This is a genomic window from Tenacibaculum retecalamus (assembly GCF_027941755.1).
Classification (GTDB): domain Bacteria; phylum Bacteroidota; class Bacteroidia; order Flavobacteriales; family Flavobacteriaceae; genus Polaribacter; species Polaribacter haliotis_B.
Genome location: NZ_CP115916.1, coordinates 872,260 through 897,761, shown reverse-complemented (window position 1 = coordinate 897,761; position 25,502 = coordinate 872,260). Strand labels below are relative to the sequence as shown.

The following is a 25,502-nucleotide window of genomic DNA, read 5'->3' as shown; positions in this document are numbered from 1 at the left end:
ATTTATATTTTTGTCAAAAAATTAATTCAACTAAAAATAAATCATAAAATGAAAAAAGTATTATTAGGAAGCATGCTATTATTAACTGCTTTAACAATAAATGCTCAAAGTAAAAAAGCAAAAGACAAAGCAGCAATAAAAAAAATGTGCGGTTGTTTTGAAGTGACTTTTAATTTTGCGGAAACTTTTAATAATAGTAAAGATTCTTTATACAAGCCTTCAAAAACAAAAATTGCAAAAGGTTTAGAATGGGCACAATTAATTGAAGATGGTAAAAACAACATATCAATTCAACATTTACTGCAAGTAGGTAATCCTGCAAAGCCACATATTGTAAAACATTGGCGACAAGACTGGGCTTATCAAAATCAAGACTTTTATATGTTTAATGGAGATAATAACTGGCTATTTGGGAAAAAAACTAAAGCTGATGTAAAAAAACAATGGACACAAAAAGTATATCAGGTTGATGATAGTCCGCGTTACGAAGGCTCAGGAACTTGGGTACATGTAGATGGAAAAAGTTACTGGGAAAATACTACTGATGCGCCTTTACCTCGTAGAGAATACACTAAAAGAAGTGATTATAATGTAACCGAAAGAGGAAATCGTCATGAAATTACAAATTATGGTTGGGTACACGATCAAGATAACAAGAAAATAATTAGAAAAGCAGACACTAAAGATATTGTATTAGCACATGAAAAAGGCTACAACACTTATGTTAAAGTAGCTGATAGTAAATGTAAAGCATCGCAAGATTGGTGGAAAAAAAACACCAACAAATGGCTATTAGTTAGAAGTAAATGGGATGAAGTTTATGGAAGAAACACCAATCTTTCTCTAGAGAAAAAAGTACAGAACAAACCATTATACAAACACTTATTTTCAGACCAAATAACCGAGCAACAACAAATAGATAAAACGATTGAATCTTTCGTTAAAAAATAAATAAAACACATGAAAAATTTACAATTTACATTTTTACTTGTTTTCATTACAAGTATGCTACAAGCACAAACAAAAAACGTTTTTTTGGATCGTGCTTTCTGGAAAACAAAACCAACTGTTGCTATTATTGATCAAAAAATAAAAGATAATAATAATCCAAGTGTATTAACATCTAATGGATTTGATGCTGTTACTAATGCTATTTTAGCTGAAGCACCAAATACGAGCATAAAACATCTTCTTAAACAAAAAGGTAATGATGTAAATAAGCTAACACACGATAAAAGAACCTACGTGTTTTGGGCTGCTTATAAAGGAAATTTAGAATTAGTTAAACATCTTATTGATAATAAAGCGCGACTAGATTTAAAAGATTCTCATAATTTTTCACCGTTAACTTTTGCTGCGGCAGCAGGGCTAACCAATACAAAAATATACGATGTACTTATTAAAAACGGTATCGATATTAAAAATGATGTAAACGAAAATGGTGCTAATGCGTTGTTACTAGTAATTCCTAATTTAAAATATTTCACCTTGGTTGATTATTTTACTGCAAAAGGATTGTCACTTACTAGTTTAGATAATGATGGTAACGGAGCGTTTAATTATGCTGCCAAAAATGGTAATAAAAAAATAGCTGAATTATTATTAAAAAAAGGAATCCCATATAAAAACCTAAATAAAAATGGTGGAAATGCCTTTTTGTTAGCTTCAAGAGGTTCTAGAAGTGGTTACAATTCACTAGAATTTTTCAAATATTTAGAAAATCTAGGCATCAACCCTAACATAACTAATAACCAAGGTAAAAATCCTATTCATAATTTAGCTTATGGAAATAAAGACATCGCTACTTTTAATTATTTTATATCAAAAGGAATAGATATCAATAAAGCTGATGTTAATGGAAATACTCCTTTAATAAATGCAACTAGAAGAAACTCTTTAGAGGTAATTAAGTTGTTAGTATCAAAAACTACAAATCTTAACCACACTAATAAAGAAGGAAAATCTGCCCTTACAAATAGCTTAAGCAACAGTTCTGAGATTGTTAAATTTTTATTAGAAAAAGGAGCCAAAACTACTATTGTTGACGCCAAAGGTAATAACCTTAACTATTACTTATTTAAAACTTTCAATGCTAAAAAAACAGCAGAATTTCAACAAAAACTAACGCTTTTAAAAACTAAAGGTTTAAATGTTGAACAAACGCAAAAAGACGGAAATACTTTATTTCATTTAGCTGTTAAAAAACAAAGTATTGCTATGCTAAATTTTATAGCTGAATATAAAATTGATATCAATGCTAAAAACAAAAAAGGATTATCAGCATTACAAGAAGCTGTTTTAATTGCTAAAGATCATAAAATCATAAAACATTTACTTAGCAAAGGAGCAGACAAAAATGTAAAAACAGATTTTGATGAAACTTTATATGATTTAGCTAAAGAAAATGAAAATCTAAAAAATACCGATATCAGTTTTTTAAAATAAACTCAAGTAATTAAACATAAATGACATGAAAAAAACACTTATAATTTTATTCTTGGCTTTCGGAGCGATGGCTTTTACTACTTCTGATGATACTACTTATAAATGTATGATTCAATTAAAAAATTATACAGGCGAAGGTGCTTATATTACAGTTTCTTTATTAAACCCAGATGGCGAATATGAAAAAACGCTATATGTACAAGGTGATGATGAAGATTGGTATTCGGACATAACAGAATGGTGGAAGTTTCAAGGCACAAAAAGAGCTGATATTGATGCCATAACAGGAGCTACAGTTAGTGGAGGTAATAGAACCATTAGTATTCTTAAAATTCCGGAAAGCAAATTAAATAAAGGTTATAAAATTAGATTTGAATCTGCCGTAGAAGATCAAGAGTATTATAAAGACGATGTTCAATTTGAACTTACTACAGAAAACGTAAAAAACAAGATTGAAGGAAAAGGATTTATACGTTACATCCGCATGATTCCGCAATAATTAGTAAAATACCATTTAATGAAATTAACTACTTCTGTATGGAGGTATAGCCATTTAACACTGGCTATATCTTCCTCTATTTTTATACTTATTGCTGCTGTAACCGGTATAATTTTAAGTTTCGAACCGATATCGAATCAATTAAAACCGTATGCAGTAACTACTGATAATGTTTCCCTTTCTCAAACAATTTCTTCATTAAAAAAAGAATACGAAGAGGTAATTACTTTAGATGTTAATGAACATAATTTTGTTACCGCTGCCGTAATTACCAAAGACGGAAAAAATGAAACGTTTTACATTAATCCTAGTACTGGTAAAAAAATAAGTAGTGTTGTTTCTAAATCATCTATTTTTAAATGGACAACCAATTTACATCGTTCTTTGTTTTTAAAATCTACTGGTCGTTTTTTAGTTGGTTTTTTCTCTTTCCTCCTATTTTTAATTACTATAACAGGAAGCATTCTTATCATTAAAAGACAAGGCGGAATTATACGTTTCTTCACTAAAGTTGTAAAGGAAGGTTTTAACCAATATTATCACGTAATTATTGGTCGATTCACCTTAATTCCTATATTAATAATTACAGTAACCGGGGTATATTTATCTCTAGAAAAATTTTCTCTTTTACCAGAAAACAACATTAACCATACTTTTGATTTTTCAGATATTTCTTCAGATAAAAAAATTGCCCCTGAGGAGTTTTCCAGCTTTAAAAATATTCAATTAAATGAAGTTAAAAGTATTGAATTTCCATTTTCTGACGATCCCGAGGATTATTTTTTCTTAAAATTAAAAACCAAAGAGCTGATTGTTCATCAATATTCTGGTGAAATAATTAGTGCAAAAAAATTACATTTAACACAAATACTATCCGATTGGAGTTTGTTTTTACATACCGGTCGTGGTACTATTATTTGATCCATAATTTTACTTTTATCCTGTCTTGCTATTTTATTTTTTATCTATTCTGGTTTTGCCATGACGTTAGAAAGAAAACGTAAAAGCTCATTACCGAAGAACAAGTTTAAAAAAGAAAATTCAGAAATTATTATATTAGTTGGCTCAGAAACAGGCAGTACTTTTAGTATTGCATCTTCTTTATACAATGCTTTAATTACTGATAAAAAAACTGTTTATATAGACCATTTAAACAACTACACATCTTATAATAAAGCAACCCAATTAATTGTTTTGACGGCAACTTATGGAGAAGGACAACCTCCTTCAAATGCAAACAACTTCTTAACGTTAGTTGAAAAAATTGAACAGCCAAATTCAATAAATTATGCTATAGTTGGTTTTGGCTCATTAGCATATCCTGAATATTGCAAGTTTGCTATTGATGTTAATAATGCTTTAAAAACAAACAAAAACTTTACGTCTGTTTTACCTCTTTATAAAATTAACAATCAAAATTTTAATGATTTTAAAACCTGGGGAATACAATGGTCTCAAAAAACAAATATCAACTTACAACTAAAACAAAAACTAGTTGAACCTAAAAAACAGCAAGTTTTTTCGGTAATAAATACTACTGAATTAAATACAGATGCTTCTTTTTTAATCCGTTTAAGACCTCTTAAAAAAATGCGGTTTTCATCGGGTGATTTATTAGCAATCACTCCTAAAAATGATAACGTGAAGCGTTTATACTCTGTAGGTAAAATTGACAATGACATTTTATTAAGCGTAAAAAAACACGAATTTGGGTTTTGCTCAAATTTACTTTTCAATCTTAAAAAAGCAAATACTTTACTTGCTAGAATTGAAAAAAACAAAACGTTTCATTTTTCTGAAAAATCAAAAAAAACAATTCTAATAGCCAACGGAACAGGTATTGCACCTTTTTTAGGGATGTTACACAGTCCTTTAAAAACTCATTTATTTTGGGGAGCAAGAACTAAAGAATCATTAAAAATGTATGCGCCGTTTTTAACAAATTTAAATGAAGAAAATATTCATATTGCTTACTCGAAAGAACAAAATAAAGAATACGTACAAGATCTTATTTTAAAGGAACAAGCCTTAATTGCATCCACATTAAAAAATAATGGAACCATAATGATTTGTGGCTCTATTAGTATGATGAATGGTGTTATAAAAGTTTTAGAAAAAATTTCTTTACATCAATTAAACACTCCCTTAAGTACTTTTCAAAAAACAAATCAAATTAAAACCGATTGTTATTAAAGTAACTTCTTATTTACTCGTTTAGGTAAGAAGTTCTTTTTAGAAAACTTCATTTTTCAACGAATTCTAATTTATCTACTACGAATTCTAATTAACTTCAAATTACACCTTACTTCCTCGCTAATTTTGACTGTATAAAACAAATATTATGTGGTCAGACAACAATTACTCATCAGTATTAAAAATGTATTTAAGCAAATATAACAGCTTAAAATTACAGATAAACAACAACGGATTAATAGCTTCTGTTGAAAAACAAAAAAATGGGTTGTGGATTAGCGACAGAAACCTGCCAAACATTTTAAATAAATTATCTACAAATTTTAACTTAGAGAAGAACGTGACGATCATATTACAACAATAACAAAATAATAACCTTAAAAACAATACCTATGAAACAACACATTTTAAAAGTAGGAATGGTAATGGGATTACTACTACTAATCGGAACATTTACAAGCTGCAATGAAACAAAAAAAAGTGACACACAAGAGCTGGGAAATATTGCTAAAAAAGAAGAAACTGTAAACAAAATTAATTTAAGCTCAAGGAAACCTATTGTATTTATTGCCGGATACGATAAAAATGAAAGTAAGTTTTACGACAGTGCTAGGGCTTATTTTAAAGAAAAAAACTATCGTGTTATAAATGAAGAATATTCGTTAGAAGAAATTATTACGTGGATGAACAATAACGCAACTAAAAATCCGTACGGTGATATTCACATTGTTAATTACAACAATCCTTTTAAAGGAATGCATCTTGAAACTGTTATTAACGGAGAAAAAATCACAACTGAATCTTTACAAAAAAGTATCGCTAAAGGTAATTTACCAACCTTAAAAGAAGTGATTAACACAGATACAAAAATTGTATTTCATTCAAACGGCTTAGGTAAAAACGAAGCACTTTTAAATAGTTTAAAACAAGCCTTTTCTGCGAATGAAGTTCCGCAAGTTGTAGCTTCACCTTACTTTAATGTATTTGGAGGCGAGTTTTCGAATCATTATTTAGCAGCGCCATACTACGTATTTTATCCAACAGCTAATTCGCCAGGGAAAGTAGATTTATCTAAAGAGATTGCTAAAAAATATCCAAACGAAAGAGAGATCGAATGGTTTGATGCTTTAACAAACGAAAGAGAACGTTATATTGGTGAACCATACACAAAACAATTTAGCGTACCGGTAAATTTAGAGCTTGATTATTTACATTCGGATGAAGAAATTCCAACTTTTGTAATGCAAGAAGAAATTATGGATTTTATTGCCAATGATGAAGACTTAATGAAAAAGATGAATAAATTAAATATTCCTGTTGAAAAATTTAGATGGACTTATAAAATAAAAGATAGTAAATTACTTATTAAAGGAAAAACATCTGTGCTATGCGTATTAAAACCCTTAACAAAACCTTATGGAGATTTAAAACACCTGAAACCAGATACAAATAACAAACGTTTGTATGCTATGAAATAAATATACAGGGGAACGTCATTGCGAACAAAGTAAAGCAATCTATATTAAAAGATTACTTTAACATACTTTATCGCGATGACGTTTAAATTAGTTAAGTTTGTTTATATGAAATTTTTTCAGAATTTATTATTGCTTATCATCATATCGATTGCAACCAACGCAACTGGGCAATTAAACACACCTAAAAACTATAATTTAAACAACGGATTACCAAGTTTAGCGGTAACAGCTATCGCTCAAGATAATATTGGTTATTTATGGTTTACAACCAATAAAGGTATTGCTCGTTTTGATGGAAATGACTTTATTACTTATACCAAAAAAGAAGGCTTAATTTCAAATAAAACAACAGTTGTTAGTGCTACAAAAAACACGCTATTTATTGGTGCCGATAACGGATTAAGTATCAGAAAAAATAATAAGTTTCGTAATTTTGAAGACAAAAAAATAAACTGCGTATTAACAACATCGCAACATACTTTTTTAGGAACAGACAAAGGAATACTTAGAGTTCGTGAAGATTTCCTTTCAAACATTCGAACCAATTTTCAGATTGATTTAAATAAAATAAACGATTTAAAGTTTGATGGTTCTTTTTATTGGATTGCGACCAACAAAGGGTTGTGGAAACTAGATAAATTAATTAATCCGACTCTTTTAAAAAGAATAGATTTAGGTAATTACACTTCTATTATCTTTCATAAAAAAAACATCATTACAACTACTTACAATAACGGCATTAAATTAATTGTTAACGGTGAAATTAAAACGATAACAAGTTCATTAAAAAAGATAAAAGGTATTCAATTTATAAATAATCAATTTTGGATTCTTACAAAAGATGAAGGAATTGAACTCCTTGATAAAAATTTCAACTTCATAAAAAGCATCAATAAATACAATACGTTAAAAACAAATCAAATAAATGCTGTTTTTCAAGATCAACAAAAAAATATTTGGATAGCAACGAATAACCAAGGTATATACAAGCTAAATAGTGAGGTTTCAACTCAAAAAAAACCAATAATTACATTTCAAAATATCGAGGTTGTTTACAAATCTTTAGACAGTATAAATATTAATAAGTACAACAAAACGTTACAATTAAAACCTTCAAAAAACCATATTTCATTTACCTACAAAACGGTGAATATAAATAACCCGAAAAATATTTTATATCGTTATAAATTAAATAGTGAATTTAGTAATTGGACAACCAAAAACACTGTTGATTTACCTTATTTAAATCCAGGAAACTATACTTTTTCAGTACAATCTAAAATTGATGAAAAAACAAGCACACCTATACAGTTTCATTTTTTTATTGATACTCCAATACATCAAAAAAGTTGGTTTATATGGGGGATTATTGCCATAACGACACTTTTTTTAATCGGAATAATTTTCTTTTACATTCGAAAAATTAAAGCCAAAAACAATGCTAAAGTAAAAAAATTACAACTAGAGAATCATTTGTTATCTCTCGAACAAAAAGCCTTGCAATTACAAATGAATCCGCATTTTATTTTTAATGTTTTAAACGGAATTAAAGCCTTAGGAAATTCAGGAAAATCAATAGAACTAAATACAACGATAAGTAAATTTGCTACCCTACTACGTGGTGTTTTAAATAACTCTAGACAAGAAGAAATAAGCTTAGCTGAAGAAATATCAGTACTAAAAAACTATATCGAATTAGAACAACAAATGAATTCAAATGCTTTTGAATATCAAATCACTACAGATTTAAATATCGATTCTGAAGAAATATTAATTCCGCCAATGCTTATTCAACCTTTTGTAGAAAACAGCATCAAACATGCTTTTAAAACAAAAAAAACGGGAAAAATCACAGTTGATTTCTCAACCAAAAAGCAATTTTTACAATGTACTATTGTTGATAATGGTATTGGGATTCATCAATCAAAAAAACACAAAAATTCAAGTTCTCATAATTCGGTTGCCATTAAAATTACCGAAGAACGTATTAGATCGTTGTCTAAAAAAAACTTTTTTAGTATTGATGAAATCATCGAAAAAAAGAACCCAACCGGAACAAAAGTATCTTTTAAAATCCCTTTAAAAACCGACTTTTAACATGAGTAAACTAACTGCTATTATTGTTGATGATATGCCATCTGCTTTAAAAATGTTACAAAACGACATTATAAAGCATCATAAAGAAATTGAAATAATTGGTACCGCAAAAAGTGTGGTAGAAGCAGCTGTATTATTAAGAAAAAAACAACCAGATATTCTATTTTTAGATATCATGCTTGGTGATGGTACTGGGTTTGATGTACTTGAAATTCATCCTAATTTATCTTCAAAAATTATATTTGTAACTGCTAGTGACGAATTTGCTATTAAAGCTTTTAAATTCGCTGCTATCGATTATATTTTAAAACCTTATTCAAACGAAGATTTATCAAACGCAATTAATAAAGCTAAAATTCAAATTAAGCCAGATAAAGAACAATTAACTGTTTTACAACAATCGATAAATCAGCCGAATCAACGTCCTAAAAAGATTTCCTTAAGCACTTCTGACAAAATTATTGTCGTTAATTTAGATGATATTATCCGTTGTAAGTCCGATAATAACTATACAGAGTTCTTTTTAATCGATAATCAAAAAATTTTAGTAGGCAAAACGCTCAAGTATTTTGCAGACATGCTAAAAGAGTTTGACTTTATAAGAGTACACCAAAGTCATTTAATTAACACGCAGTATATCAAAGAGTTCATTAAATCAGATGGAGGTTATTTAGTTTTAAAAAATAAAAAAACGATTCCTGTATCGGTTAGAAAACGCAATGAAGTTATTCTAAAATTAGAAAAAATATAACTCTTTTCTTGTTATTTTTTATATATTTTAACAATTGTGTTAAAATTTTATTAAATTTTACTTATTTTAGTAACATAAATAATTAATTATTATGGTTGCACTTAAACCCGAAAAAGGCAGATTATTAATTGCAGAGCCTACTATTTTAAATGATAGTTCTTTTAAACGAACCATTATTTTATTAACCGAACATACTTCAAAAAATGCTGTTGGCTTTATTTTAAACAGACCTTTAGAACATGTTTTAAGTGATTTAGTACCCGAAATTGATTGTGATTTTACAATATATCAAGGTGGCTCTGTAGAACAAGATAATTTATATTTTATACATAAAGTACCAGAGTTAATTCCGAATAGCATTGAAGTTGCTAATGGTATTTATTGGGGTGGTAATTTTGAGCTTTTAAAAGAACTTTTAATAGGCAACAAATTAAAGCCTACCGATATTCGTTTCTTTTTAGGATATTCTGGCTGGGAAACTAATCAGCTAGAAGATGAGTTAAATACTGATTCTTGGTTTATTTCAGAAAACGACTATGCAAACATCTTAACAAGTAATGACAAAAGCTTATGGAAAGAGAAATTGCTTCAAAAAGGTGGTAAATATAAAATTTGGGCGAATGCTCCCAGCGATGTTCAAATGAATTAACCTGTTATCGTTAATAATTTAAGACTACTTTTTATTTTATTTGTTATTTCTGTTTTAAATTCCTTCTTTCGATAATTTGTAACCGACTGAATACCTACAATAGCGTTGGTAATAAAAACCTCATCTGCTTTTTGTAATTCAAAAGGAGAAATTACAGTCTCTTCAATAGTATAATCAGGATGTTTTTCTAAAATTTCAATTACTTTCTTTCTAATTATTCCTTTTATGCATCCCTCTGTTAAAGCTGGTGTTTTTATAATTGAATCTTTTATTATAAATACATTTCCGCTGGTTACTTCAACAACTCCCTTTCGTTCATTTAACAACACACAATTATCTAAATCGTTTTCATCAGCAAAAATAGCAGACAAAGTATTTAGCATTCTGTTTGTAGTTTTTATGGTTGATAATAAACCCGAATAATTATAAAAATCCTTAAATAAATCTACCTTATAACTAGATTTTTCTACATAACTAAATTCAGATGCTTCTATTAAATAATCAATTTCATTCGATTTCGGATTATACAATCCTCCATCTTTTCTATAAACAGTTAATCGGACTCTATAATTTTCAGCCTTCGGAAGTACTTTTGTAGTCTTTAAAATTTCTTCTTGTAAGAATTCAAGCGTAAATTTCATCGGTATTTTCATACGCAACATTCTCATTGATGCCATCAATCTAAAATAATGATCTTCAATAAAAACAACTTTCGCATTAAGTACTCTTACCGTCTCGAAAATAGCATCACCATATTTAAAGGCTCTATTATCATTAGATAATTGTAGTTCTTTTGCTGATATTATTTTCCCGTTAAAATTTAGCATCTCTCAAAAAATTTGATTGCAAATTTACAGCTTAGGTAATTATTAGCCATAAAAAAACTCGACAAAATGTCGAGTTTTTAATATCTTAGATAAAAATTAAGCTCCAATACTATTTTTTAAGCTTTCAATTTGACTTTCCCACAACATTTTTGCTTCTTCCACAGCATCTTCATCATCAGCAAAATCAGTAACAATTACCGCTACATCTTTGGTTAATGCGTCTACTTCTATTCTAAATTCAAAATAACTTTCATCATCTTCACTTTCAACCCACTTAAATTTTATGCGTTCATTGTTTTTTTTCGCTAATATTTTGGCCTCTTCCTCAGAATCGTCCCACATAAAAGTGATTAATTTTCCTCGAGAATTCACTCTATCTGCAAACCACTCTTCTAATCCTGAAGGAGTTGCTAAGCTATTATACAACATACTTGGTGATGCGTGTATAGGAAACTCTAATTCGAACTTTACTTTATTCATTTGTTTTTTTCTTAAGGCGGCAATATATATCTTTATTTTTTTAAAAAAAAATCACATTTATTTGTTGCTTAAAAACAAATAAGTTCTATCTTTGCAGCCGAAAATGGCGAGATAGCTCAGTTGGTTAGAGCGCAGGATTCATAACCCTGAGGTCGGCAGTTCAAATCTGCTTCTCGCTACAAAACTCAAACTTAACGGTTTGAGTTTTTTTTATGCTTATATTTTAGTGTACATTTTAAAATGCACCCCTACTTTCACTACATCAAAAGCTTCCCCCTCCTTATTAAAAGATAGCTTTTCATAAAAAGAAACTGCTTCTTTTCGAGCATTACACCATAAAATAAATACCTCTTTTTTGCTTAAAATCTTTTTTGCTTCCTCAATAATCTCTTTTCCGAAACCTTTACCTCTTACTTTTTCTAACGTTGCCATTCCTCTTAATTGATATTGCGCTTCTTCAAAACCTTCCATTTTATTTTTCATAAAAGTGGCGATTCCCACCAACTCTTCTTCGTAATATGCACCTAAATGAAATGTTTCTTCAAAAAAATCCTCTTTGAATTTATATGGTAATTCAATTTCATTACGTAAGATTGCTAATCGCATAGCATAAGTTTCTTCTGCTTTTATCTTTTTAATCTTAATCATTTCTTATTTTTAAAATCTTAAATTTTTGCTCTTTTAAATAGAAAACTATTATTCTAAACTACTACGTTTATGTATAGTAATTTAGTCTTTTATTTCTTTCTAACTATTAATTTAATAAATAATGAACATCAACTTTAAACCTATTGATAAAAAAGACATACTAAGTATTCTTCCGTTATTAAGAAAAGTAAATACCACCACCCCTGATAAAGTTTTAAAAGAACGTGTTTTAGAAATGGTAACGTATAATACCTATGAATGTGTTGGTGTTTTTGATGATGATTTGTTAATTGGTATTTCCGGTCTTTGGTATAGCATGCGTCATTATCTTGGCAAAAGTGTAGAACCAGATCATGTTATTATTGATGAAACATATCGTGGGCAAAACTTAGGGAAGTTATTTTTTAAATGGATTTACGAATACACCAAGGCTAAAGGATGTGAAGCGGCAGAATTAAACACTTATACAGCTAATAGAAAGTCTCAAAAGTTTTATTACAATGAAGGATTTGAGATCTATGGTTTTCATTTCGTGAAAGTTATGAGAGAAGATCAAAAATTTTATTAATTTTATTAAAAATACCATTGCAAATACTAGAAAACATCTTATATTTGCAACCGCTTTACAACATAATTTATTTTATTAAAAAGCAAGTGCAAGTAATTGCAATAATCTTTACCAATGCGAAAGTAGCTCAGTTGGTAGAGCGTCAGCCTTCCAAGCTGAATGTCGCCAGTTCGAACCTGGTCTTTCGCTCTAAGTCTTTAAAAGGTAGACTTTAAAAACCTTTATTTACCAATGCGAAAGTAGCTCAGTTGGTAGAGCGTCAGCCTTCCAAGCTGAATGTCGCCAGTTCGAACCTGGTCTTTCGCTCCAAGTCTTTAAAAGGTAGACTCTAAAACCTTTATTTACCAATGCGAAAGTAGCTCAGTTGGTAGAGCGTCAGCCTTCCAAGCTGAATGTCGCCAGTTCGAACCTGGTCTTTCGCTCAAAAAGCCGAAACATTTGTTTCGGCTTTTTTATTTTTACTTCTTTAATTTATCTCCAAATAAAAACAACCCCACTATAATCACTCCGATAATTCCTATCATTAAAGTATTGTTTCCTATCACACTTGGTTTTAATAGTAATGTTAATACATAACCACCTATCGCACCTCCTAAATGCGCAGAATGCCCAACATTACCTACCTGATTTTTCATTCCGTAGATTGAATACAATAAATACCCAATACCAAAAATATACCCTGGTAAAGGAATTGGAATTGGCAACATTATTAACTCCATATCTGGATACAACATTATTGATGAAAAAATAATACCCGATACGGCACCAGAAGCGCCGACAGCACTGTAATAAAATTCATTTTTATGCTGATACAATGAATACAGACTCCCCGCAACCAAACTCCCCACATAAATCAACAAGAAATAAGGAATTCCGAAATTAACAACAACTACTTTTCCGAAAAGATACAATGCATACATGTTAAAGCCCAAATGCATCCAATCTACATGTAAAAAACCCGATGTTAACATTCTTAACTTTTCTCCTCCTAGTATTTTTTGCACTTGAAACTTGTATCTATCAAAAAAAACAAGATCATTAAATCCCTTATAAGACACTAAAACGTTTGCAACTATTAATATTAAAATAATTTGACTCATTATATATATTTATACCACAAACATAATCAAAAGTTAATAAAGCAAATGATTGATAATTTAATCCGATATTTGCGTTTTAAATTTAAATTATGAAGTTTTTTACTTTTGCGATTACCTATCCTTTTATATGGATGTTATCAAGATTACCTATGGGAATCTTATACCTACTTTCTGACTTTTTCTTTTTTATACTATATCATATTATCGGTTATAGAAAAAAAACCATTCTTAGTAATTTAAAAACAGCTTTTCCTAATAAAAAAAGAAAAGAGATAAATAAATTATCAAGAAAATTCTCTAGACACTTTGTTGATTTAATTTTCGAAAGCATAAAATCTTTTACCATTAGCGAAAAAGAAATATCAAAAAGATACAAATACAAAAACCCTGAACTAATAAACGAATTAACTAAACAAGGAAAAAGTATTGCTTTAGTTGGTGCCCATCAAGCTAACTGGGAATGGGCTTTTGCAATGCCAAAGTATTTAAACATTAACTGCTATGGCGCTTACACCAAAATACAAAATCCTTTTTTTGAAAAAAAAATAAAGGCTTCGAGAACTAAATTTGGTTTCGAAGGAGTTCCTACTATTGCCTTCAACAAAACAATTAGCAGCAGAGAAGCTAAAAAAATACAAACGCTATACATATTATTAAGTGATCAATCACCTAAAGTTCGTAAAACAAGGTATTGGTCTCATTTTTTAAATGAAAAAGTACCCGTACATACTGGCGCTGAAATTTTAGCAAAAAAATACGATTTAATAGTTGTTAACATGAATACGACTAAAATTAAAAGAGGATATTTTGAAACTGAATTCGAACTAATAACAGACAATCCTAAGAGCTACGACAATTTCGAAATAACGGATAAATTTATAGAAATAACAGAAAGAAATATAAACAAACAACCTGAGTGTTATTTATGGACACACAAACGCTTTAAACATAAAGACAAATACGACGAATGGTTAAAAATCAGAAAAACTTCTCAAAGATAATTGAGAAGTTTTTTTTTGCTGTAAATTAAAAAAGTCTTCTCAAATGAGAAGACTTTTTGGGTGGAAGACGGGATTCGAACCCGCGACCCTCGGTACCACAAACCGATACTCTAACCAACTGAGCTACAACCACCATGTAACTTGCGGGTGCAAATATATAACAGTTTCTGATATCTGCAAAACTTTTTTTTAAATTAATTTACTTAAATTTTCAACAGCCACGTAACGTTCTGACGTAAAACCTTCTGCATAATCTACACCAATCAATCTTCCTAAATCTTTAGCCCTATATCTTATACTATCTGTAAAATTCTTGCTTGTAATAGGCGTTTCTGGAGCATTACTTTTCGGATCAAAGAACTGTGAAGCGTATGCTAAAACTGCAGCTTCCTTTTTATCCATAAACCCGGTTACATTAATTACAAAATCTGGCTCAATATTTTTCCATTGTATATAATGATATACTTGTTTGGGACGCCATTTTTCTTGTTGTTCATTCCCTAACATAGTTTCAATCTTTAATAAGCCACTTAAAAAACACGCATCAGAAACCACTTTACTTCCTTTAGGATGATCAATATGTCGATCATCAATTGCATTGCACAATACCACTTCTGGCTTATATTTACGAATCATCTTTATAATTGCCAATTGGTGCTCTTTGTCATTTATAAAAAACCCATCTGAAAAACCTAAGTTTTCACGTACTGAAACACCTAAAATATCAGCAGCTTTTGCCGCTTCTTTATCTCTTAAATCTGCAGAACCTCTTGTACCAAGTTCTCCTCTAGTTAAATCTACAATTCCAACCTTTTTACCTAATGAAATTTCTTTTGCAATAGTTGCTCCACAACCTAACTCTACATCATCGGGATGCGCTCCAAACGCCAATATATCTAATTTCATATGTATCTCTTTTAATAAGCTAATCTACAAAATCAACTTTAAACCTTTATTATTTTACTTTTACCTTTTTTGAATTAGCTAAATTACTATAACATAAAATCAATATCTTCGTGCTTATGATTAAAATTGCGATTATTGGCGGCGGAAATGTAGCAACTCACTTAGCAAAAGCTTTTAATAAAACGAAAGTAGTTTCTTTAGTGCAAGTGTACGCCAGAAACCTGCAGCAAATTAAACATTTAAAGGAAGATGTTTCCATTACCAATAGTTTAAAGCTATTAATAGATGCCGACGTGTATATTATTGCAGTTTCAGATGATGCTATCTCTGAAGTTTCATCAGAAATTGATAAAAAAAACAGTTTGATTGTACATACTTCTGGAAGTGCCTCTTTAAATTCTTTAAAAAATAAGAGCCGGAAAGGTGTTTTTTACTTGTTACAAAGTTTTTCGAAGGACAAAACTGTTAATTTTGATGAAATTCCATTTTGTTTAGAAGCTGAAAACGAGGAAGATTTAAATATATTAGAAAAATTAGCAACATCAATCGGAAAAAAAACATATCATATAAATTCTAAACAACGTAAAACCTTACATGTCGCTGCTGTTTTTGTAAATAATTTTACAAACCACTTTTACAAAATTGGTGAAGACATTTGTAAAGAACACCAGGTTCCTTTTGAAATTTTACAACCTTTAATTCAGGAAACAGCAAGAAAAATCATCTCCTTAAATCCAGAAGAAGCTCAAACTGGTATGCGAAGAGAAACGATCAAAAAACGATTCAGAATCATTTAGAATTACTCAACAAAGAACAACAAGAAATTTATCAAATTATTACAAAATCAATCCAAAGAAATGGAAAAAAGCTATAAAGAAATACTACCACAAATAGATACTTTAATTTTTGATGTAGATGGTGTTTTAACAAACGGAATCGTAACCGTTTTTCCTGATGGTGAATTAGTACGCCAAATGAATATTAAAGACGGATACGCTTTAAAAGCTGCCGTAAAATCTGGCTTTAGAGTATGTATTATTTCTGGCGGAAAAAACGAAGGTGTTCGTACGCGTTTGGCTAATTTAGGAATTATGGATATTTACCTAGGAGCTCATAATAAAATTAAGCAGTTTAATGAAATTGTAGAAAAGTACAATTTAAACCCCGAAAACATAGTTTATATGGGTGATGACATTCCTGATTACCCTGTAATGAAATTAGTAGGTATGCCGTGTTGCCCTAATGATGCTGTTCGTGAAATTCAGCAAGTATCAAAATACATTTCTGATAAAAATGGTGGCGAAGGTTGTGCACGTGATATAATTGAACAAGTTTTACGTGTTCAAAAAAAATGGGATCGTAATGTTAATGATCAATAGGATTGATTGGAACGATTATTGAAAATATAATTTAATTAAATTTTACAAAATGAAAAAATCACTTTTTATCCTTTTATTTATTATTAGTTCTTCTATCAGCTCTCAAACTATTTTCGGAAAATGGGAAAATAGAGATGAAGAAACAAATAAGGTCGATTCTGTTATTGAAGTTTACAAAAAAAACGGAAAAGCATTTGCTAAAATTATTGAAATTACCGACAAAGACAGGCAGAAAGTTTTATGTGATAAATGTGGCGGAAAAAGTAAAAATGCTCCTATTTTGGGAATGAATATTTTAACCGGACTATCAAAAAATAATAATGAATGGAGTGGCGGAAAAATATTAGATCCTAAAAATGGAAAAGAATACAAATGCTACATCAAACTTGACAGCAACAATAAATTAAAAATTCGAGGATATATTGGTTTTGCTGCTTTTGGTAGAACTACTTATTGGCATCGTAAAAATTAATATTTTTACCTAAACAACAAAAAACTCTAACTACTCACTGGTTAGAGTTTTTTTATTCCTTTTTTTTTAAAATATTACTTTTCAACTCAAAACTAGATACCTTAAAAGTGTGCCTTTTACGGATCATTCTCAAAAGATGTTTTTGAATACAAAAATCGTACTCCTATTTCAATTCACACAGAACTTTTGAGAATACCCCATAGAAACACTAATAAAACAAACCTTAAAGCAACAAAAAAGCCTCACTATTTCTAGTGAAGCTTTAAGTGAGCCCTGGAGGATTCGAATTCCTTCCATTATCTCTAGTATTTATAATAGTTCTAGCCTATTTACAAAAATAGGTATCCCTAAAAGTGTGCCTTTAGTTTATTTCTTTATCTTAGTTCCTTATCCTGAAAAAAGAAAAATTGCTAACTGTCCTGTCCTTATATAAATATATATTTTGGACACAAAATTTATACTACTTGTTCTCTATGTCAGAAAAGAAAGAATTAGACACTTATAATCTAGGTAATCCAGATGAATTTCAAGAGTTTCTTAAAAAAACTTCAAAAGATAAAAAAGAGTTATCCAATGTAAAAAAAACTGAGCTATCATTAAAAGAGTTAAGAAAAAAAAGTGACAAAGGAGAAAAAATTCAATCTCCAATTGAGGCTACGCCTCCCATTATTGATAAGACTAATTATTCTGCTTTCGAACTATATAACTTTAAAACAGCAAAAGTACCTAGATTATTAGATCCATTTCTTCAAACAGTAGGTTTAGCATCTTTAGTTGGAACATCTGATAGCGGTAAATCAACTTTCTTAAGACAGTTAAGTATTTCCATAGCTTTAAAATTAGATAACTTTTTAGGCTACAAGTTAAATTCAAAACAAAACAGAGTTATTTACGTAAGTACAGAAGATGATTCTACTTCTTTAAGTTATTCTATTCGAAAACAAGTTGATACTTTAAAAATAAACAATCCTGATATTGATCTATCACATTTAAAGAATTTAGATTTTATTTTTGACACAACAGATTTACTCACAATCTTATCTAAAAAATTAAAAGAAAACCCTGTTGACTTAGTTGTTATTGATGCATTTACAGACGTTTTTACAAAAGAAATTAATGCCAATACTCAAGTCAGAAATTTCCTGAATGAATATGATAAACTAGCTAAAAAGTTTAATTGTTTGGTTATTTTTCTACATCATATTGGAAAGAGAACTCAAAATAATGCACCTACAAAAGATAGTATAATTGGTTCTCAAGCTTTTGAAGCTAAAATGAGAGCAGTCCTTGAATTAAGACCTCAAGGAGGTCATACTAGTTTATGGGTGTTAAAATCAAATTTTTTAGAATCTAAGTATAAAAAAAATGGTCAAATTTTAAAACTAAATAAAAATCTTCTTTTTGAGCATACTGAAACAATCACCAATAAACAAGTGGGTTCCAAAAATGGAAATCCAGAACTTATAAAAAAAGTTATTGAGTTAAAAGACAAAGGTTTTTCTTATAGGAAAATAGAATTAGAACTTAAAGGAACTGAATTAGCAGTAAGTAAATCTACAGCTGAGAAAATTTTCAACAATCAAAAAAATGACAACTCACAAAGCAAACCTGAATTTAGCAAATTCAAAAAGTTTTAAATGAAAAAAATACAACTAAAAGAAAAAGAATATTTATCTGTTCACAAGCAAGCTATTTTAGAAATACTCGATAAGAATAAAACAATATTAATTGACTCAAATCCTGGCACTGGTAAAACCTCTTTATTTGTTGAAATTGGAATTGATATAAAAGAGAATAAAAGAAAAGGAAGGTTAATATTTTGTGCTCCATTTCTGATTATTCAATCACAATTTTCCGTAGCTTTAAAAGAAAGAAAACATAGTATTGACCTAGTTTTAAATGCTAATTCCGAAAGAAAAAAACTTATTGAAACAGATAAAATTATATCTAGCACTTACCAAAGTTTAAAACATATTGCTAATAGCCTTAACGAGGATGATATTATTGTTTTAGATGAAGCTCATTCTCTAACCTATTCTTATAAGAATTTTGATAAAAGAACTTACTTTGAAAAAGAAATCTCTCTTTTTTTAAATACAAGTGCTAAGTTGGTTTTAATGACTGGCACTCCTAGTGAAGAGGTCAATAAACTCTTTAATTTAACTCACATACAAGTTAGAAAAGAAGATGAGAAAAAAGCTAATATTAGTCTCTATAATTCAAATCATGATGAAACTAAAATCGCTATTGAGTTCGCTAGAAGTGCTATAAGACAATTCGGTTCTGGATATCTCAATACTATCTTTATAAACAACACAGTTAAGTGTGAAAAAATTAATAAAGCATTAAACGATTTAGAATATAAATCTAGGGTGCTAACTTCACATCATAAAAAAGAAGACTTATACGATGATTTAGTCCATGAAATGATAATTAATCCTGATATTGATTTCCTAATATGCACAAGTGTAATTAGTACAGGAGCTAACATAAAAAATAAAAATATAGGAATGGCTTTAGTTCTTTTTGAATCTAATCCAAAAGAAATAAAACAGTTCTCTAAACGATTTAGACAAAAATTAGACATTCATATTCATGTAGTGAATAAAGCTAAGGCTATTGAAGATAATTCAAAAAACATTTCAACTATTAAAAGTGATCTTACCACTATTTCTAAATTAATAAACACTTTTGAATCCTCTGACATTCCTGATGAGTATCTAAATACTTTTGATATATCTGATATAGCGACTAAAAGTGCTATAATTAAAGACCTTATTAAACGATATCTGATGCAGACGTATTATTTAGAGCAATTAAGAGCTAATTACTTTATTACTCCATCAAAATTAAAAGAAGAGTTAAATAAATATAGTGATATTAATGCTATGGCGACAGAAATGCCACAAGAAGTAGCGAAAGTACTTAGTCCTGAAAAAGTGAAAGATACTTTAAATAACTTAGCATGTGAATTTATTAAAAACCCTAAAGAGTTTTCATACGAAATAATCAATGGTACAAACATAGATAAATTTGTATCATATTTATTTGATAATAAAATAGGTCAACATTTAAACCTAGAAGATGTTAAATCAAATGATAAGATTGTAAAGTTAATTAAATCACCATATTTTGAACAGAAGATATTAGTTCCTGTCATTGAAAATTTTGAATACTTTAAGTCTTTAAAGGAAACCATTTATCTAAATAGCCATTTATCTACATTGAAGTTTAATAGATTAAAACAGAGTTTAATTATAAGTAGCTTTATTAAAACTCATTTAAATATAAATAGAGTAAATAATGATTATGAAATAATTAGAAGCCCTGAGGTTATAATTACAGATAAAAAAGATGAAGCTCTTATTGAACTAATAAAATTAATTTTTGATTTCTGTTTAAAGAAAAAAATATTCCTTTAGTTGCTCTTAAAGAATATTTAGATGATAAGTTTAAAACAATGGGTTTATTAAAAAACATTCCTAATAGCTACTACAATGAAAATGGATTTAAAAAAGAAAAAGTAAGAGCTATTTTAAATGCTATATTCTTTACAAAGGAAAAAGAATCAAAAATTACACAAAGTGATAAAAATAAAATAAACAGTATAGTTTTTCATGTGAGCTACCCAAAGAATTATAAAGGAAAGGATTCACTTGTTTTGTATGAGCAAGAAAGCCAGTTTTATATTCCTAATGACTATAAAATTGTCCCAAGTCCCAATCTTATTATATTTCAAGAATTATCTGATGAGTATTTTAATCTGATTTCAAAAACACCTGAGTTTTTATAAAATAATTTTTACCATTAATAAAATAATAGAAAAACAGAGGTGTTTTCAAATTCAGAATCTCAAGAGTTCTTTTCAGGGGTTTTTTGATATAGGAGAAACCGTCTCAAAAGTTAATACAGCATAACTCCATCATTATACTTTCAGCTATATATTATAACAAAGTATTTCAAAATGGTAGTAGAAGAACCATTTACCCTTAATTTTAAATACATATTTACCGTTTTGGGACAATGTGGTTTCTTCTACTAACACTATTTTATTTTTCTTAAACCTATCAACATTATAAATAAACTGTACAGGAAATGGACAATACAATGTTATTAATTCATTCCATTGAGTGACAACTAAAATTCTATTGGGTGCATAATATTTATCAAACGTTACTATTTCACTTTTACTCATACTACATTTACATTCAATTTAATATTCTTCATTTTTAAGTTTTAGCCATATAATACTAATGCAAGAAAAAATTAGGCTTCTCATTTTGTATCGAATTAGCTAGTTCTTGAATAAACTCATACGCTCGTAACTCTCGTTGTAGAAAGCTGTCTATGTAACTACTTTTAACTGCTCCTGTGAATAAATTGTATAATTGCCACAAACTTATCACACCTTCAGGAGAAACATTAAAATTCTCATCTTTAAAGTAGTTTTTAGCAATCGTATTTATTTGTGAATCATTTAAATTTAACGGGAATAAATTATCCTTTTCAGAAGCACTCAAATATTGATACATTTTCATCTTCCCTACTAAATGAGCTACTTGTTCCATTGACAAATAAAACCCGCTTAAACGCTTCATATTACCCAGATGTTTTTCTTGATTATACTCTCTAAATAGAGTTTCAATCCCAAATTGTAAATCATTTACATTTAAGACTTTTAATTCATCTTTAAATCCATCAGTAGCAACACACAAATTGGTGCATACTGCATTTACAAAACCTATAAATACTCTAAACTTCTCGTAAGATTTTTTACTATAAAGATTCTCATTATTAAATGCTCTGACTCCACCAACAACAAGTGATAATTCATTTCCATTAATATTTTTAGTGATACTTGGAATCTCTATACAAAAAGCCATTCTCTCATAGTAGATTGTTTTCTCTGTGTCTAATAATTCCTTTACTGATTTACCAATTGCAGTAGGTATTCTTCCTTTTACAATATGTGATACTCTAATATTTGACTCTTCATATTCTTGCAGTGGAAATACTTGCTCTATGGCGTTTTTAGTAGCGTTAACAAATTCCGCATGACTAATCGTTACTTCATTATCTTTTGAAAATACGGGAAGAATAGTATCATTAGTCAAATGCTGTACTGTAACCTCTTTTGTATTAGCTTCAATGAATGGGCTTTTAAACCTTTTATTACTTCGTTTTTCTGGATGTAAATCTCTCGATTGAGTATTTACCTTATTAAGAACTAATTCCATTGTTGTTAGTTTTTACAGATTCTACAATTTCTTTATTATCTAATATTTCTGATTTTGATAATTCAATCTCTTGCTTCCTTTCCAAAATTTTCTCTTTTATAGTTTCTTGTAAATTTGGATATTTAGCATAAACATGCCTTAAGCCTTCTATAGTTAAACATTGATTTATTTCATCATGAATTTCTTCTACGTTAATATTTACATTGCACCATTTTTTAAGTTTCTTACCGAGTCCTGAAGTGACAATAAATTCAGGCTTATTCATAAACAACCCTGTTCTATCCTTACTTGCTACTACTAAATGTTTGTCATTTATCAATTCAAAATTCACCGTTAACTCATACTCAAATCCCTCACGAGTAATCTCCTTAGTTCCGTGCTTAATTACTTTCGATTTTCCATTTGAACCTACATCCAATGAATAATCTATTTTTCTTCTAACCGTAGTTATAATGTGGCAATTGGATTCCAATATTTCATCAATAAAAGCTTGATGTCTTGGTGTTACTTTTGCCCAATCCATAAATCTTCCACCTAATTGCTCTTGAATTTGTAAACAGCCACCTGTTCCACTCCATTCTTGAGTAATTGAATCAATGATAATTACTTCCATTTGTTCTTTTTCACATAGCTTTATTGCTTCAATATATCTTTCAGGTGCATACGGTGCATGCAATGCAACAGTATTGTAGCTTCCTAATTCTGCGTATAAATTAGCAGAACCATTTTCAGTATCAATAACTGCTATTTTACTCCAATCATTTGTTATTCCGTATGCCAATAAAAGTGCTGAATAAGTTTTTCCAAATCCAGAAGCACCACTTAAACCAATACGGAGTTTTACTTGTTCTTTTTTTGCTTGTTGTAATTTCATCTATATGAATTTTAGTTAATGTATATATCAAAAAAAAGAGCCCTTATAGGCTCTTTCATTATTCGTAATATTAAAAAGTAGTTATATCACATCCCTTTCAGGAATTAACTGCTCGTTGATTTCTTCCAAAACTTCATCTTTGTATTCGTAACGACTAGTTAGTGTAATAACTTCGCCTGTTTCTGGAATTACAAATTCGAATGGGTCACACTCTATTTTAACAATCTCACCAGGAAATTTAGTTCCGATTAAATCTTTACACATATCTTCATCGAAAGTACATGAAACTGTAGCTGTTTTAGCTGTAAAATACATTCTTCCTGTATCCTTACTTTTCACAGGAGTTACTCCTCCTTGAACTACTAATACATTAAATTTTTCTCCTTCTGAATTTTCTCTTTGTTTGAAATTTTTGATAGTAACCATAATTTTATTTTTTAATTAAACAATGACGGGGTACTAACCCATCTGCAATCTTAGGGGGGAGTGTTTGTCTAATTATTATGGTCTCCCGTACACAAAAGGAGTTTTAAAAAAAATGATGAAAATTTTCTAAAATAAAGTTGGCTTTATGACTTTAGTCAAGTTTAGAAGTTTTATTTAAAGAAATCACTTAATAAATCTCAAAAAAATAAAAAGATAAATTAGTACATTAGTTTCCTCATAAATAGCTGTAAAATTAGAAAGATTTAAAAACATGACAAAACCAAAAAGCTTTGAAAAACCCGAAGGTAAAAGACATTTAGATAAAAATTTTTCAGAAGAGTTAAAACATAAATTATGGTCTACTAAAGGAATTCGTTTTTATGCTAGTGATAGATTAAAAGGATTATCTAAAACCTCTAATATATGCTCAAGTGTTTTATCAGTTTATCTGATAATATTTGGACTTCTTTCTGTATATAATATTTACAACCCTTCAAAGCAAAATGAAAATTTATTTGCTTTTTCAATAACTGCTATTTCTATTGGACTATTAATTTTTTCAATTTTTGAGAGCTCTCAAAATTATTTAGTAAAGGCAGAAAAATTCCATGACTGCTCTTTATATATCGCAGATTTATATAATGAACTTCAAAATTTCAAATCTTACCAAACTGAATCTACAGATACTGAAATACTAGACTTCTGTAGTAAATTACAAATAAAATGCCAAAATATATTAAGACGATATAACAATCACTCTCAATTAGATACCTATAAATTTAGAGCTGATAACATGGAGTATTATAAATATTTAAAATGGTATTATTGGTGGGGAATTCAGATATTTTTTTTATAAAACAAAATTAGTATATCTATTAGCAATGTTAGTTCCGGGATTAATCCTTTATTCTTTGATATAAAGAAAACATTATAATAAGATTCATTAAGTTTATAATAAAGGATTAACTCCAAACCATCCTAACTAAAATAAAAAAAGGATATAAAAAGTATAGATAATAAAATGTTTGACAAGAATAAAAATGTAAAAGTAGGAAGAGATATAAATATTAATATTGAAAAGAACAATATTGAGAAATATGAAAAAAAGGAGCTCTTAATAAAAAAAACAGATGCCAATCTTATTTTAAAAAAAATAACTAATCAAAAACTAAAAACTACTCTCAATTATTTAATTTCTGCACTAATCATATTTATTTTAATTTATTTTTTAGTTCCTTTTTTATTAAATAAATATGAAAATGAAGAAAATGTAATATTGGATTTTGTTAATCGAACAATTCAAGATAAAAACACAGGATTAACTTTGAGTATTTTAGCTTCACTAATAACAATTATAACTCCTTTATCTAACTTATGGAAGTCAAATGACATTGAAAAAAAACAATACGAAACACTTAAATTAATTAATATAATATTGAAAGAAAGAAATTATTTAAATAAATAAAAGACTG

General features: G+C 28.8%; 29 protein-coding genes and 5 tRNA genes. 25 read left to right on the top strand and 9 right to left on the bottom strand.

Translation table 11 applies throughout. The features are described from left to right. The first annotated feature begins 48 nt into the window (after window positions 1–48). From PG912_RS04500 to PG912_RS04455, 10 genes are all read left to right on the top strand, one after another. Complete coding sequence (locus PG912_RS04500) at window positions 49–951, top strand: DUF6607 family protein (RefSeq protein WP_275688632.1); 903 nt, start codon at window positions 49–51, stop codon at window positions 949–951. Between the two features lie 9 nt (window positions 952–960). Next, window positions 961–2,445 carry an ankyrin repeat domain-containing protein gene (locus tag PG912_RS04495; RefSeq protein ID WP_275688631.1) on the top strand — a complete coding sequence of 495 codons (1,485 nt, stop codon included), beginning with the start codon at window positions 961–963 and terminating at the stop codon, window positions 2,443–2,445. 25 nt (window positions 2,446–2,470) lie between these two features. Beyond that, entirely contained in the window at window positions 2,471–2,944 is a 474-nt protein-coding gene (locus tag PG912_RS04490) for a DUF2271 domain-containing protein (RefSeq protein ID WP_275688630.1), read from the top strand. Between the two features lie 18 nt (window positions 2,945–2,962). Next, window positions 2,963–3,865 carry a PepSY-associated TM helix domain-containing protein gene (locus PG912_RS04485; protein ID WP_275688629.1) on the top strand — a complete coding sequence of 301 codons (903 nt, stop codon included), beginning with the start codon at window positions 2,963–2,965 and terminating at the stop codon, window positions 3,863–3,865. 60 nt (window positions 3,866–3,925) lie between these two features. Beyond that, window positions 3,926–5,137, top strand: coding sequence for an NADPH cytochrome P450 oxidoreductase family protein (locus tag PG912_RS04480; protein WP_275688628.1), 1,212 nt, complete (start codon window positions 3,926–3,928; stop codon window positions 5,135–5,137). Window positions 5,138–5,285: 148 nt separating this feature from the next. Beyond that, a complete protein-coding gene (locus PG912_RS04475; protein WP_260585308.1) occupies window positions 5,286–5,501 on the top strand; it encodes a hypothetical protein in 216 nt (71 codons plus the stop codon). Window positions 5,502–5,529: 28 nt separating this feature from the next. Further along, entirely contained in the window at window positions 5,530–6,615 is a 1,086-nt protein-coding gene (locus tag PG912_RS04470; protein WP_275688627.1) for a hypothetical protein, read from the top strand. Window positions 6,616–6,720: 105 nt separating this feature from the next. Then, a complete protein-coding gene (locus PG912_RS04465; protein ID WP_275688626.1) occupies window positions 6,721–8,712 on the top strand; it encodes a sensor histidine kinase in 1,992 nt (663 codons plus the stop codon). Window position 8,713: 1 nt separating this feature from the next. Beyond that, complete coding sequence (locus PG912_RS04460) at window positions 8,714–9,463, top strand: LytR/AlgR family response regulator transcription factor (protein ID WP_275688625.1); 750 nt, start codon at window positions 8,714–8,716, stop codon at window positions 9,461–9,463. Window positions 9,464–9,554: 91 nt separating this feature from the next. Next, a complete protein-coding gene (locus PG912_RS04455) occupies window positions 9,555–10,112 on the top strand; it encodes a YqgE/AlgH family protein (protein WP_275688624.1) in 558 nt (185 codons plus the stop codon). Here PG912_RS04455 and PG912_RS04450 read toward each other — a convergent pair. Continuing rightward, a complete protein-coding gene (locus tag PG912_RS04450) occupies window positions 10,109–10,939 on the bottom strand; it encodes an aminotransferase class IV (protein ID WP_275688623.1) in 831 nt (276 codons plus the stop codon). The two genes, PG912_RS04455 and PG912_RS04450, sit on opposite strands and share 4 nt — an antisense overlap. Window positions 10,940–11,035: 96 nt before the next feature. Then, the gene (locus PG912_RS04445) at window positions 11,036–11,419 is read right to left on the bottom strand and encodes an START-like domain-containing protein (RefSeq protein ID WP_260585302.1); all 384 of its coding nucleotides are present in this window, start codon (window positions 11,417–11,419) and stop codon (window positions 11,036–11,038) included. Window positions 11,420–11,524: 105 nt separating this feature from the next. Between PG912_RS04445 and PG912_RS04440 the strand changes: the two genes are divergently transcribed. Further along, window positions 11,525–11,598: transfer RNA gene (locus PG912_RS04440), tRNA-Met, on the top strand. Window positions 11,599–11,635: 37 nt separating this feature from the next. On the opposite strand, the gene PG912_RS04435 is transcribed toward PG912_RS04440, so the two are convergent. Continuing rightward, the gene (locus PG912_RS04435; protein WP_275688622.1) at window positions 11,636–12,067 is read right to left on the bottom strand and encodes a GNAT family N-acetyltransferase; all 432 of its coding nucleotides are present in this window, start codon (window positions 12,065–12,067) and stop codon (window positions 11,636–11,638) included. 121 nt (window positions 12,068–12,188) lie between these two features. Here PG912_RS04435 and PG912_RS04430 point away from each other — a divergent pair, with 121 nt between their 5' ends. From PG912_RS04430 to PG912_RS04415, 4 genes are all read left to right on the top strand, one after another. Next, the gene (locus tag PG912_RS04430; RefSeq protein WP_275688621.1) at window positions 12,189–12,635 is read left to right on the top strand and encodes a GNAT family N-acetyltransferase; all 447 of its coding nucleotides are present in this window, start codon (window positions 12,189–12,191) and stop codon (window positions 12,633–12,635) included. A 116-nt stretch (window positions 12,636–12,751) separates the two neighbouring features. Further along, a tRNA-Gly gene (locus PG912_RS04425) sits at window positions 12,752–12,824 on the top strand. Between the two features lie 44 nt (window positions 12,825–12,868). Further along, window positions 12,869–12,944, top strand: a tRNA-Gly gene (locus tag PG912_RS04420). Window positions 12,945–12,984: 40 nt separating this feature from the next. After that, window positions 12,985–13,057 (top strand) — tRNA-Gly (locus PG912_RS04415). Between the two features lie 36 nt (window positions 13,058–13,093). Here the strand turns inward: PG912_RS04415 and PG912_RS04410 are convergent. Beyond that, a complete protein-coding gene (locus PG912_RS04410) occupies window positions 13,094–13,735 on the bottom strand; it encodes a rhomboid family intramembrane serine protease (protein WP_260585299.1) in 642 nt (213 codons plus the stop codon). An 89-nt stretch (window positions 13,736–13,824) separates the two neighbouring features. Here PG912_RS04410 and PG912_RS04405 point away from each other — a divergent pair, with 89 nt between their 5' ends. Then, window positions 13,825–14,736 carry a lysophospholipid acyltransferase family protein gene (locus PG912_RS04405; protein ID WP_275688620.1) on the top strand — a complete coding sequence of 304 codons (912 nt, stop codon included), beginning with the start codon at window positions 13,825–13,827 and terminating at the stop codon, window positions 14,734–14,736. A gap of 58 nt (window positions 14,737–14,794) precedes the next feature. Here the strand turns inward: PG912_RS04405 and PG912_RS04400 are convergent. Next, window positions 14,795–14,870: transfer RNA gene (locus tag PG912_RS04400), tRNA-His, on the bottom strand. A gap of 55 nt (window positions 14,871–14,925) precedes the next feature. Further along, window positions 14,926–15,642 carry a bacillithiol biosynthesis deacetylase BshB1 gene (bshB1, locus tag PG912_RS04395; protein ID WP_260585296.1) on the bottom strand — a complete coding sequence of 239 codons (717 nt, stop codon included), beginning with the start codon at window positions 15,640–15,642 and terminating at the stop codon, window positions 14,926–14,928. Between the two features lie 116 nt (window positions 15,643–15,758). Here bshB1 and PG912_RS04390 point away from each other — a divergent pair, with 116 nt between their 5' ends. From PG912_RS04390 to PG912_RS04365, 7 genes are all read left to right on the top strand, one after another. Continuing rightward, a complete protein-coding gene (locus tag PG912_RS04390) occupies window positions 15,759–16,439 on the top strand; it encodes a Rossmann-like and DUF2520 domain-containing protein (RefSeq protein ID WP_408648407.1) in 681 nt (226 codons plus the stop codon). Beyond that, a complete protein-coding gene (locus PG912_RS13780; protein ID WP_408648413.1) occupies window positions 16,424–16,516 on the top strand; it encodes a hypothetical protein in 93 nt (30 codons plus the stop codon). The genes PG912_RS04390 and PG912_RS13780 overlap by 16 nt, the downstream gene beginning before the upstream one ends. Beyond that, on the top strand, window positions 16,500–17,021 hold the full coding sequence (locus tag PG912_RS04385) for a KdsC family phosphatase (protein ID WP_275688619.1): 522 nt from the start codon (window positions 16,500–16,502) through the stop codon (window positions 17,019–17,021). Before PG912_RS13780 ends, PG912_RS04385 begins: the two co-directional genes overlap by 17 nt. A 49-nt stretch (window positions 17,022–17,070) precedes the next feature. After that, window positions 17,071–17,493 carry a DUF2147 domain-containing protein gene (locus PG912_RS04380; protein ID WP_275688618.1) on the top strand — a complete coding sequence of 141 codons (423 nt, stop codon included), beginning with the start codon at window positions 17,071–17,073 and terminating at the stop codon, window positions 17,491–17,493. A gap of 473 nt (window positions 17,494–17,966) precedes the next feature. Then, window positions 17,967–19,130, top strand: a complete 1,164-nt coding sequence (locus PG912_RS04375; protein WP_275688617.1) for an AAA family ATPase — start codon at window positions 17,967–17,969, stop codon at window positions 19,128–19,130. Continuing rightward, window positions 19,131–20,915 (top strand): DEAD/DEAH box helicase family protein, encoded by a 1,785-nt coding sequence (locus tag PG912_RS04370; protein ID WP_275688616.1) that lies wholly within the window; start codon window positions 19,131–19,133, stop codon window positions 20,913–20,915. 38 nt (window positions 20,916–20,953) lie between these two features. Next, a complete protein-coding gene (locus tag PG912_RS04365) occupies window positions 20,954–21,286 on the top strand; it encodes a hypothetical protein (RefSeq protein ID WP_275688615.1) in 333 nt (110 codons plus the stop codon). A 457-nt stretch (window positions 21,287–21,743) separates the two neighbouring features. Here PG912_RS04365 and PG912_RS04360 read toward each other — a convergent pair whose 3' ends face one another. From PG912_RS04360 to PG912_RS04350, 3 genes are all read right to left on the bottom strand, one after another. Beyond that, complete coding sequence (locus PG912_RS04360) at window positions 21,744–22,730, bottom strand: DUF3871 family protein (RefSeq protein WP_275688614.1); 987 nt, start codon at window positions 22,728–22,730, stop codon at window positions 21,744–21,746. Then, window positions 22,714–23,604: an AAA family ATPase gene (locus tag PG912_RS04355; protein WP_275688613.1), complete on the bottom strand. Its 891-nt coding sequence runs from the start codon at window positions 23,602–23,604 to the stop codon at window positions 22,714–22,716. The genes PG912_RS04360 and PG912_RS04355 overlap by 17 nt, the downstream gene beginning before the upstream one ends. 81 nt (window positions 23,605–23,685) lie before the next feature. Next, window positions 23,686–24,030 carry a hypothetical protein gene (locus tag PG912_RS04350; RefSeq protein WP_275688612.1) on the bottom strand — a complete coding sequence of 115 codons (345 nt, stop codon included), beginning with the start codon at window positions 24,028–24,030 and terminating at the stop codon, window positions 23,686–23,688. A gap of 271 nt (window positions 24,031–24,301) precedes the next feature. On the opposite strand from PG912_RS04350, the gene PG912_RS04345 reads away from it, so the two are divergent. Both PG912_RS04345 and PG912_RS04340 read left to right on the top strand, forming a co-directional pair. Next, a complete protein-coding gene (locus PG912_RS04345) occupies window positions 24,302–24,886 on the top strand; it encodes an SLATT domain-containing protein (protein ID WP_275688611.1) in 585 nt (194 codons plus the stop codon). Window positions 24,887–25,051: 165 nt separating this feature from the next. Then, the gene (locus PG912_RS04340; RefSeq protein WP_275688610.1) at window positions 25,052–25,495 is read left to right on the top strand and encodes a hypothetical protein; all 444 of its coding nucleotides are present in this window, start codon (window positions 25,052–25,054) and stop codon (window positions 25,493–25,495) included. The last annotated feature ends 7 nt before the right edge of the window (window positions 25,496–25,502 follow it).

Bases quoted from the DNA above. Each gene is read 5' to 3' on its own strand.
- PG912_RS04375 (WP_275688617.1), top strand. From the start codon at position 17,967: ATGTCAGAAAAGAAAGAATTAGACACTTATAATCTAGGTAATCCAGAT.
- PG912_RS04470 (WP_275688627.1), top strand. From the start codon at position 5,530: ATGAAACAACACATTTTAAAAGTAGGAATGGTAATGGGATTACTACTA.
- PG912_RS04480 (WP_275688628.1), top strand. From the start codon at position 3,926: ATGACGTTAGAAAGAAAACGTAAAAGCTCATTACCGAAGAACAAGTTT.
- PG912_RS04390 (WP_408648407.1), top strand. From the start codon at position 15,759: ATGATTAAAATTGCGATTATTGGCGGCGGAAATGTAGCAACTCACTTA.
- PG912_RS04380 (WP_275688618.1), top strand. From the start codon at position 17,071: ATGAAAAAATCACTTTTTATCCTTTTATTTATTATTAGTTCTTCTATC.
- PG912_RS04385 (WP_275688619.1), top strand. From the start codon at position 16,500: ATGGAAAAAAGCTATAAAGAAATACTACCACAAATAGATACTTTAATT.
- PG912_RS04340 (WP_275688610.1), top strand. From the start codon at position 25,052: ATGTTTGACAAGAATAAAAATGTAAAAGTAGGAAGAGATATAAATATT.
- PG912_RS04465 (WP_275688626.1), top strand. From the start codon at position 6,721: ATGAAATTTTTTCAGAATTTATTATTGCTTATCATCATATCGATTGCA.
- PG912_RS04485 (WP_275688629.1), top strand. From the start codon at position 2,963: ATGAAATTAACTACTTCTGTATGGAGGTATAGCCATTTAACACTGGCT.
- PG912_RS04475 (WP_260585308.1), top strand. From the start codon at position 5,286: ATGTGGTCAGACAACAATTACTCATCAGTATTAAAAATGTATTTAAGC.
- PG912_RS04410 (WP_260585299.1), bottom strand. From the start codon at position 13,735: ATGAGTCAAATTATTTTAATATTAATAGTTGCAAACGTTTTAGTGTCT.
- PG912_RS04500 (WP_275688632.1), top strand. From the start codon at position 49: ATGAAAAAAGTATTATTAGGAAGCATGCTATTATTAACTGCTTTAACA.
- PG912_RS04445 (WP_260585302.1), bottom strand. From the start codon at position 11,419: ATGAATAAAGTAAAGTTCGAATTAGAGTTTCCTATACACGCATCACCA.
- PG912_RS04350 (WP_275688612.1), bottom strand. From the start codon at position 24,030: ATGGTTACTATCAAAAATTTCAAACAAAGAGAAAATTCAGAAGGAGAA.
- PG912_RS04490 (WP_275688630.1), top strand. From the start codon at position 2,471: ATGAAAAAAACACTTATAATTTTATTCTTGGCTTTCGGAGCGATGGCT.
- PG912_RS04370 (WP_275688616.1), top strand. From the start codon at position 19,131: ATGAAAAAAATACAACTAAAAGAAAAAGAATATTTATCTGTTCACAAG.
- PG912_RS04460 (WP_275688625.1), top strand. From the start codon at position 8,714: ATGAGTAAACTAACTGCTATTATTGTTGATGATATGCCATCTGCTTTA.
- PG912_RS04405 (WP_275688620.1), top strand. From the start codon at position 13,825: ATGAAGTTTTTTACTTTTGCGATTACCTATCCTTTTATATGGATGTTA.
- PG912_RS04435 (WP_275688622.1), bottom strand. From the start codon at position 12,067: ATGATTAAGATTAAAAAGATAAAAGCAGAAGAAACTTATGCTATGCGA.
- PG912_RS04450 (WP_275688623.1), bottom strand. From the start codon at position 10,939: ATGCTAAATTTTAACGGGAAAATAATATCAGCAAAAGAACTACAATTA.
- PG912_RS04365 (WP_275688615.1), top strand. From the start codon at position 20,954: ATGGGTTTATTAAAAAACATTCCTAATAGCTACTACAATGAAAATGGA.
- PG912_RS04430 (WP_275688621.1), top strand. From the start codon at position 12,189: ATGAACATCAACTTTAAACCTATTGATAAAAAAGACATACTAAGTATT.
- PG912_RS04355 (WP_275688613.1), bottom strand. From the start codon at position 23,604: ATGAAATTACAACAAGCAAAAAAAGAACAAGTAAAACTCCGTATTGGT.
- PG912_RS04495 (WP_275688631.1), top strand. From the start codon at position 961: ATGAAAAATTTACAATTTACATTTTTACTTGTTTTCATTACAAGTATG.
- PG912_RS04360 (WP_275688614.1), bottom strand. From the start codon at position 22,730: ATGGAATTAGTTCTTAATAAGGTAAATACTCAATCGAGAGATTTACAT.
- PG912_RS04455 (WP_275688624.1), top strand. From the start codon at position 9,555: ATGGTTGCACTTAAACCCGAAAAAGGCAGATTATTAATTGCAGAGCCT.
- bshB1 (WP_260585296.1), bottom strand. From the start codon at position 15,642: ATGAAATTAGATATATTGGCGTTTGGAGCGCATCCCGATGATGTAGAG.
- PG912_RS04345 (WP_275688611.1), top strand. From the start codon at position 24,302: ATGACAAAACCAAAAAGCTTTGAAAAACCCGAAGGTAAAAGACATTTA.